This is a genomic window from Streptomyces sp. NPDC055189 (assembly GCF_053606765.1).
The window spans coordinates 1-8545 of record NZ_JBSGSG010000155.1 but is presented as its reverse complement, the minus strand read 5'-3'; the positions used below and the strand labels follow the sequence as shown (position 1 = coordinate 8545).

Genomic DNA, 8545 nt, shown 5'->3' with positions numbered 1-8545 from the left:
ACTCCGGCCGGTCCGGCGCGTTCTGCCTGCCCTACGCCGCCACCTGCACCGGCTTTGCGGCGAACTGGGTCCGGTAGAGCTCCGCGTACCGGCCGCCCACCGCGAGCAGTTCCTCGTGCGTCCCGCGCTCCACGATCCGCCCGGCCTCGACGACGAGGATCTGATCGGCGGACCGCACCGTCGAGAGGCGGTGCGCGATGACGATCGCGGTGCGGCCCTCCAGGGCTTCGGCGAGGGCCTCCTGCACCGCCGCTTCCGAGGTGTTGTCGAGGTGCGCCGTGGCCTCGTCGAGGATGACCACCCGCTGCTGGGCGAGCAGCAGCCGGGCGATGGTCATGCGCTGGCGCTCGCCGCCGGAGAGCCGGTAGCCGCGCTCTCCGACCACGGTGTCCAGGCCGTCGGGCAGGGAGCGTACGAGGTCTTCGAGGCGGGCCCTGCGCAGGACGTCCCACAGGTCGTCCTCGGTGGCATCAGGGCGGGCGAGCAGCAGGTTGGCGCGGACCGACTCGTGGAAGAGGTGGCCGTCCTGGGTGACCATGCCGAGGGTCCGGCGCATGGACGCCGCCGACAGGTCACGGACGTCGACTCCGCCGATGCGTACGGTGCCGCCGTCCGCGTCGTACAGGCGGGGAAGCAGTTGGGCGATCGTCGACTTGCCCGCGCCGGACGATCCCACGAGCGCCACGGTCTGGCCAGGCTCGGCCCGGAAGGAGAGGCCGTGCAGGACTTCTTCGCCGCCTCGGGTGTCGAGCGACGCGACCTCTTCGAGGGAGGCGAGGGAGACCTTGTCGGCGGAGGGGTAGCCGAAGCGGACGTCGTCGAACTCCACGGCGACCGGGCCCGTGGGGACCTCGCGTGCGTCCGGCTTCTCGTCGATCAGCGGCTTCAGGTCGAGGACCTCGAAGACCCGCTCGAAGCTGACGAGCGCGCTCATGACCTCGACCCGCGCTCCGGCCAGGGAGGTCAGCGGCGCGTAGAGGCGGGTCAGGAGCATGGCGAGGGAGACGATCGCGCCCGTTTCCAGGTGGCCGTTCAGGGCGAAGTAGCCGCCGAGGCCGTAGACGAGGGCCAGGGCGAGGGCCGACACGAGGGTGAGCGCGGTGATGAACGTGGACTGCGCCATGGCCGTGCGGACACCGATGTCCCGTACGCGGCTGGCCCGCGTGGCGAACTCCTCCGACTCGGCGCCCGGGCGCCCGAAGAGCTTGATGAGCGTGGCGCCCGGGGCGGAGAAGCGCTCGGTCATGCGCGTGCCCATCGCCGCGTTGTGGTGCGCGGCCTCGCGCTGGAGCTTGGCCATCCTCGAACCCATGCGGCGCGCGGGCACGATGAAGACGGGCAGCAGGACCAGCGCGAGGAGCGTGATCTGCCAGGAGAGCCGCAGCATCATGGCCAGGGTCAGGAGCAGCATGACCACGTTGCCGACGACGCCGGAGAGCGTGTTGCTGAACGCGCGCTGGGCGCCGATCACGTCGTTGTTGAGGCGGCTGACGAGGGCGCCGGTGCGGGTACGGGTGAAGAAGGCGACGGGCATGCGCTGTACGTGGTCGAAGACGGCGGTGCGCAGGTCGAGGATGAGACCCTCCCCCAGGTTCGCCGAGAGCCAGCGGCCGAGCAGCCCGAAGCCTGCCTCGGCGACGGCGATGGCGGCGATGAGCAGGGCGTACCGGACGACGAGCGAGGAGTCCCCGTCCGAGACGATCGTGTCCACGACGCTGCCGGCAAGGAGGGGGGTCGCCACCGCGAGCATCGCGGTGACGATGCTCAGGAGGACGAAGTAGACGATGCGGCGTTTGTGCGGCCGGGCGAAGGCGCCGATACGGCGCAAGGTGGCGCGGGCGAAGGGGCGGCGGTCCTGCTCGGCGTTCATGACGCTCTGCAGCTGGGTCCAGGCTGTCGTTTCCATGCTCATGAGAAGAACGTAAAACCTCAAGTTTCCTTGAGGTCAAGCGCCAGGAGCGCGACACGCGACAAGAGCCTCGCGCGTCCCTGCGTCATCCCTTGACCTGCATGTAACAGGAACGTACTTTCGCTTCAACTCTTGTGGCCATCACAGAGGTTGTCGACTTCCTGATGCGAGAAGGCGAACACATGCGAGAGCTACGAAGGCGTACTCTGCTGTCCGCGATCGGCGGCACCGCCGTCGCCGGAGGCGGCTTGACCGCAGCGAGCACCGGAAGTGCCCAGGCCGCGCCGCAGCGCCCGAGCCCCCTCGACGCGGAGCCGAGCACCCTTGATCCGAAGATCAGGAAGCTGCTCGACCGTATGACTGTCGAAGAGAAGCTGGGGCAGCTGCAGCAGCTCCCGTGGTCCGTGAGCACCGGCCCCGGCGGCAGCGAGACCAAGGACGTCGAGGACGCGGCACGCGCCGGACGGCTCGGTTCCGTCCTGAACATCTTCGGGGCCAAGAGCAGCAACGCCCTCCAGCGGATGGCGGTCGAGGAGTCCAGGCTCGGCATTCCGCTGATCTTCGGGCTCGACGTCATCCATGGCCTGTGGACGACGTTCCCGATCCCCCTCGCCCAGGCGTCGAGCTTCGACCCGGAGGTCACCAGGCGGGACGCCGAGGTGTCGGCGAAGGAGTCCCGCTCGAACGGCGTGCACTGGACGTTCTCGCCGATGATGGACGTCACGCACGAGCCCCGCTGGGGCCGGATCGCCGAGGGCTGCGGCGAGGACCCGTACCTCACGACCGCCTTCGCGGTGGCCAAAGTGGAGGGCTACCAGGGCGAGAAGGGCTCGGGCCTGGGCGCCAAGGACCGCGTCGCCGCCTGCGCCAAGCACTTCGTGGCCTACGGAGGGGCCGAGGGCGGCCGGGACTACAACACGGTCGACGTGTCGGAGTCGCGCCTGCGCAACCACTATCTGCCGCCGTTCAAGGCCGCGTTGGACGCGGGCGTGGCCACGGTGATGGCCTCCTTCAACACCATCAGCGGCGTCCCGGCCCACGGCAACTCCCACACCCTGACCGACATCCTGTACAAGGAGTGGGGCTTCGACGGCTTCGTCGTCAGCGACTGGAACGGCGTCGACGAACTGATCGCGCACGGTTTCGCCGAGGACGGCGCCGACGCGGCCCGCCTCGCGCTGAACGCCGGCGTCGACATGGAGATGGCGAGCACGGACCTCGCCAAGAACGGCAAGAAGCTGCTGAGCGGCGGCAGGATCAGCGAGGAGCGTCTGGACGAGGCGGTCGCGCGGATCCTGCGCCTGAAGCACGCTCTGGGGCTCTTCGAGAATCCGTACGTCGACGAGGACGACGCCATCGACAAGCCGTCCGCCGACGCCCGCAAGGCCGCCCGTGAGACCGCCGCCCGCTCGATGGTGCTCCTGAAGAACGACGGCAAGGCGCTGCCGCTCAAGAAGTCCGCCGGGTCGATCGCGGTCGTCGGCCCGTTCGGCGACTCCGACGACCTGCTCGGCACATGGACGTTCCCCGGCGCGACGAAGAACTTCCCCTCGGGCAAGGTCCTTGCCGCGGTGAAGGCCGCGGCTCCCGGGGCGAAGGTGACGTACGCGAAGGGTGTCGACGCCGAGGGCACCGACACAAGTGGCATCCCGGCGGCGGTCGCCGCCGCCAAGAAGGCGGACGTCACCGTCGTCGTGGTCGGCGAACCTCCGGCGATGAGCGGCGAGGCGGCGGCCCGCAGCGACATCGGCCTGCCGGGCGGGCAGGAGAAGCTGATCGAGGCGATCGCCGCGACGGGCAAGCCGCTCGTGGTGGTCCTGGTCAACGGGCGTCCGCTGACGGTCGGCGACTGGCTGAAGTCGGCGCCCGCCGTCCTGGAGGCCTGGCACCCGGGGCTCGAAGCGGGCAACGCGATCGCCGACGTGCTGTTCGGCAAGGTCAATCCGGGCGGCAAGCTGCCCGTCTCGTTCCCGCGCACGGTCGGCCAGATCCCCTGTCACTACAACCACGAGTCGACGGGCCGCCCTTACAGCGCGGACAACAAGTACACCTCCAAATACCTCGACCTGCCCCCGAGCCCGCAGTTCGCCTTCGGCCACGGGCTCTCGTACACGAAGTTCGAGATCGGTGAGCCGAAGCTCAGCCGCGACCGCGTGTCGGCGCGTGCGCTGCGCAAGGGCGACACCCTGGAGGTCTCGGTCTCCGTCCGCAACACGGGCGGGCGCGCGGGCGACGAGGTCGTCCAGCTGTACGTGCACGACATCGCGGCGAGCATCGCCCAGCCGGTGCGCAAGCTGCGCGGATTCCGCCGGGTGACGCTGGAGCCCGGCAAGTCGAAGACCGTCCGCTTCCGGCTCGGCGCCGACGACTTCGGGTTCTGGACGAACGCGGAGAACGGCGAGTTCCGGGTCGAGGAAGGGGCCGTGGACATCTACGTCGGCAACAGCTCGGAGGCCGAGGCGAAGAAGAGGCTGACGATCACGTAGGGGGCTGTGGCGGGGTGGGCCGGGCCCGATGGGGCCCGGCCCTTGTCCGTCAGCCGAGTTCGAGCGTGGTCACGCCGAATACTCGCTCCCCGGCCATCTCCCGCACCGGGCCGGTGTACATGCGGGCCGTCGGGAAGGTGGGTTTCATGCCCCGTGACTCGGCGAGCGCGACGCCATGCGGCTGGGTCTCGGGGACGTCTATGACGACGACCTCGCCGCCCGCCTCCGCCGTCAGCGCGTCGAAGAGCTCCTCGGCGTCGGCGCGCGTATCGGCGAACAGGGGCCCGATGCGCAGGGCGCCGATTGCCGGGCGCAGTACGCCGTATCCGGTGATGCGGCCGTCTACGATGCGGACGAGGGCCCGGTGGCCGGGAGCGGTCAGCCAGGATTCCAGGAAGCGCGGGCGGTCGGCCGGGCAGCTCTCGGCGTCGTACGCGGTGATCGCCCGCAGGCCCGCCGCCTCGACCGGCAGGATCTGCGGGGACCTCGCGGCACCCGGGGGCACGGGCACCGAGCCCGCGTACCGGACGGTGCGGTGGGCGAGTTCGAAGCCCGAGCGGCGGTAGTTGTCCTGCTGGGCCACCACGCCGTCGAGGCCGACGGTGCGTTTGCCCGCGTGGGCGAGGGCCGTCTGCCAGGTGGCGAGGCCGTGGCCGCGGCCCCGCATGTCGGGACGGACGAGGTAGAAGCCGAGGAAGGCGTACAACTCGTCGTAGTTCACGACCGAGATCGCGGAGACCGGCTCACCGTCGATACGGCCGACGAAGAATCCGTCCGGGTCCTGCGCGAAGAAGGACTCGCTGTCCCGCAGGCCCGGGTTCCAGCCCTCGTCCGCCGCCCATCCGCTGACGACCTGCCAGTCGTCGAGCGTCGCCCGCGTGATGGTGAGCCGCCCCGGGGCCGAATCCGTCATCTGTCCACCCTTCGTACTTCCTGCACCGGAGGGGTCCGTCCCCTCGGTCCGGAAAGGGACGGTCCCTCACGTCGGAGAGGGACCGTCCCCGGTGCGGCCGCGATCGCCTGCCGCACCGAAGCCATCCTTCCCGGCTCTCCTGCCCGCTATCCGCTCCGGTGTCGCGATGGGTGCCCGGTTTCCCGGCGGGCGTGGTCGGATAGGCGACGTACATCAACTGAGCTTCAGGAGGCCAGGATGTTCGTCCCGTTCGGGGCCCTCGATTTTCTGGACCGCGCCACGGCCGTATACGGGGACCGGGTCGGCATCGTCGACGAGCCCGATCAGCCGGCCGAGCCCTGGGAGGGGCTCACGTATCGGCGCGTGGGCGAGCTGGCGCGGGCCCAGGCCGCCGGTCTCGACGCGCTCGGGGTGCCGCACGGCGCACGGGTGGCGGTCGTCTCGCCCAACAGCGCACGGCTGCTCACGTCGTTCTTCGGCGTGAGCGGTTACGGCCGGGTCCTCGTGCCGGTCAACTTCCGGCTCTCGGCCGAAGAAGTGGGTTACATCGTCGGCCAGTCGGGCGCCGACGTCCTGCTGGTCGACCCCGAGCTGGAGGACCGCCTGTCGGGGGTGACCTGCAAGCACCGCTACACGCTCGGGCCGCAGGCCGACGCGGAGCTGTACCGCTTCGACACCGAGCCGGAGCCCTGGCAGCCCGACGAGAACGCCACCGCGACCATCAACTTCACCAGCGGAACCACCGCACGCCCCAAGGGCGTACAGATCACGCACCGCAACATCTGGGTGAACGCCCTGACATTCGCGCTGCACGCCGGGGTCAGCGACCGGGACGTCTATCTGCACACCCTGCCGATGTTCCACGCGAACGGCTGGGGCATGCCGTTCGCGATGTCCGGCATGGGCGCGCGCCACATCGTGCTGCGCAAGGTGGACGGCGCGGAGATCCTGCGCCGCGTGGCCGAGCACGGCGTCACGGTGATGTGCGCGGCGCCCGCGGTGGTCAACGCGGTGCTGGCCGCGGCGCGGACGTGGGAGGGGGAGATCCCGGGCCGGGACCGGGTGCGCATCATCGTCGCCGGGGCGCCGCCGCCCACCAAAACCGTCGAGCAGGTCGAGTCCGAGCTCGGCTGGGAGTTCATCCAGATCTACGGCCTGACCGAGACCTCTCCCCTGCTCACCATCAATCGCTCCCGCGCCGAATGGGACGACCTCGGCGCGCAGCAGCGCGCGGAGAAGCTGGTCCAGGCAGGAGCCCCCGCCCTGGGCGTCACGCTGCGCACGTCGGACGAGGGCGAGGTCCTGGCCCGCTCGAACGTGATCCTGGAGGGGTACTGGGAGCAGCCGGAGGAGTCCGCGAAGGCCCTGGAGGACGGCTGGTTCCACACGGGTGACGGCGGAACGATCGGCGCGGACGGCCATCTGACGATCAGTGATCGCAAGAAGGACGTCATCATCACCGGCGGCGAGAACGTGTCCTCCATCGAGGTGGAGGACGTGCTGTTCAGTCATCCCGCGGTCGCCGAGGTGGCGGTCATCGGGGTGCCGGACGAGAAGTGGGGTGAGACGATCAAGGCTTTGGTCGTCCTCGCCTCCGACGCGCGGGCCACGGAGGAGGAGCTGATCCGGCACTGCAAGGAGCATCTCGCCGGCTTCAAGGCACCCACCTCGGTGGAGTTCCGCGACGAGCTGGCCCGCACGGCCACCGGAAAGCTCCAGAAGTACAAGCTGCGCGGGCCCTATTGGGAGGGACGCGAGCGCGGCGTCAACTGATCCGCAGCACGCCGCCGCACTACCAGCCGCACTACCAGTCGGCGCTCGCGTTCGTCTCGCAGAGCTCGAAGACGGCCTCCCCGGTCTCCGGATCGGACCCGGCCACGGGCCGCACGCGCGCGCCGACCCATACGAGGTGCGGCGAGGCACCCACGACACGGCAGCGGAACACGAATCCCTCGGGAAAGCGGACGAGGGACTCGTTGCGCGCGGTCCCCGTGTAGCGGTTGACCACGCTGGACTGGACGACGACGCCTTCGCCGTCGCTCTGCTCGGCGACCAGATCGCTGGACGCGCACACCGGACACAGCATGCGCCGGAAGGACGCGGTGTTGCACCATCGGCAGCGGTGGTAGATCAGGCCGGTTCGCTCGTGCTCTGTCGGCGCGACGCTCAATTCCTGCTGGGACACGTCTCGACCCCCTGCATTCGGCTCGGATGCGCCGCGCTCGGCGTCGACGCATCCGCACCATATGGCACTGAGTGCCAGAAGGTAAAGGTACTGAGTGCTACCGGATCGGGTTCATTCCTGACGGATCGGAGTTCGGTCCCGACGGATCGGGTTCAGTCCTGGCCGAGGGCCGACTCGACGCGCTGCACGACGCGCCACATGGGAGCGCGCTTGGAGACCACCATGACGACGACCTCGTCGTCGGCGCCGTCGGCCGCCGCCGCCCCGTTCGCCGCGTCGCTCCCCCAGCCGCTCCGCACGAGTTCGAGGGCATGGTCCACCGCGGCCTCGGCATCCCCGTCGCCGCCCGAACGCAGCCAGGAGCGCAGGGCGTTGTTGTGGGCGGCGACCACGGCGGCGGCGATCACCTCGGCGCGCAGGGAGCCGTCCTCGGCCTCGGCATAGCGGCCGCGGAGATAGCCGGCCATGGTGCGTTCGTAGCGGCGCACCACGGAAAGCTCGTATGTACGAAGGCCGGGGACCTCCTGCGTCAGGCGGTACCGCTGTACGGAGAACTCCGGATTCGTGGCGTACATACGCAGCACGATGCGGGCCGCGTCGCACACCGCCTCCACGGGGTCACCGCCGTCGGCAGCGTCGAGGAACGCCGTCATGTCGGCCAGGCAGCTCTCGTGGTCGGGGAAGACCGCGTCCTCCTTGGACGGGAAGTAGCGGAAGAAGGAGCGTCGCCCGACACCGGCCCGCGCCACGATGTCGTCCACCGTGGTCTGCTCGAAGCCACGCTCCAGGAACAGCTGGAACGCCGCAGTGGCGAGCACCTCCCGCATGGGGGCCTTCTTCGCTGGTCCGCGTGCCTCTGTCATGCGGGGAACGTAGCATCGTGGTGGCCGATCTGGCACTACGTACCTTTACAGGGGGCACTGAGTGCCATAACGTCGTCATGACGAACAACACCAGGTAGGAGAGCCGGCGTGAGCTTGAGGATCGTTGTCACCGTGAAGTACGTGCCCGACGCCACCGGCGACCGGCATTTCGCCGATGACCTGACCGTC

The 8545-nt window shown here is 69.8% G+C and carries 6 protein-coding genes and 1 pseudogene; 3 read left to right on the top strand and 4 right to left on the bottom strand.

The window, feature by feature from the left end; genetic code table 11:
* Positions 1–31: 31 nt before the first annotated feature.
* Complete coding sequence (locus tag ACWFR3_RS45845; protein WP_453740671.1) at positions 32–1912, bottom strand: ABC transporter ATP-binding protein; 1881 nt, start codon at positions 1910–1912, stop codon at positions 32–34.
* Between the two features lie 179 nt (positions 1913–2091).
* Between ACWFR3_RS45845 and ACWFR3_RS45840 the strand changes: the two genes are divergently transcribed.
* Complete coding sequence (locus ACWFR3_RS45840) at positions 2092–4395, top strand: glycoside hydrolase family 3 N-terminal domain-containing protein (RefSeq protein WP_453740670.1); 2304 nt, start codon at positions 2092–2094, stop codon at positions 4393–4395.
* Between the two features lie 49 nt (positions 4396–4444).
* Here the strand turns inward: ACWFR3_RS45840 and ACWFR3_RS45835 are convergent, their stop codons facing one another.
* Complete coding sequence (locus ACWFR3_RS45835; protein ID WP_453740669.1) at positions 4445–5308, bottom strand: GNAT family N-acetyltransferase; 864 nt, start codon at positions 5306–5308, stop codon at positions 4445–4447.
* A gap of 237 nt (positions 5309–5545) precedes the next feature.
* Between ACWFR3_RS45835 and ACWFR3_RS45830 the strand changes: the two genes are divergently transcribed.
* Positions 5546–7081 carry an AMP-binding protein gene (locus tag ACWFR3_RS45830; protein ID WP_453740668.1) on the top strand — a complete coding sequence of 512 codons (1536 nt, stop codon included), beginning with the start codon at positions 5546–5548 and terminating at the stop codon, positions 7079–7081.
* A 31-nt stretch (positions 7082–7112) separates the two neighbouring features.
* Here ACWFR3_RS45830 and ACWFR3_RS45825 read toward each other — a convergent pair whose 3' ends face one another.
* Complete coding sequence (locus tag ACWFR3_RS45825; protein WP_453740667.1) at positions 7113–7493, bottom strand: Zn-ribbon domain-containing OB-fold protein; 381 nt, start codon at positions 7491–7493, stop codon at positions 7113–7115.
* A gap of 152 nt (positions 7494–7645) precedes the next feature.
* Complete coding sequence (locus tag ACWFR3_RS45820) at positions 7646–8356, bottom strand: TetR family transcriptional regulator (protein ID WP_453740666.1); 711 nt, start codon at positions 8354–8356, stop codon at positions 7646–7648.
* 108 nt (positions 8357–8464) lie between these two features.
* On the opposite strand from ACWFR3_RS45820, the pseudogene ACWFR3_RS45815 reads away from it, so the two are divergent.
* Positions 8465–8545: pseudogene (locus tag ACWFR3_RS45815) on the top strand (electron transfer flavoprotein subunit beta); the annotation flags it as partial.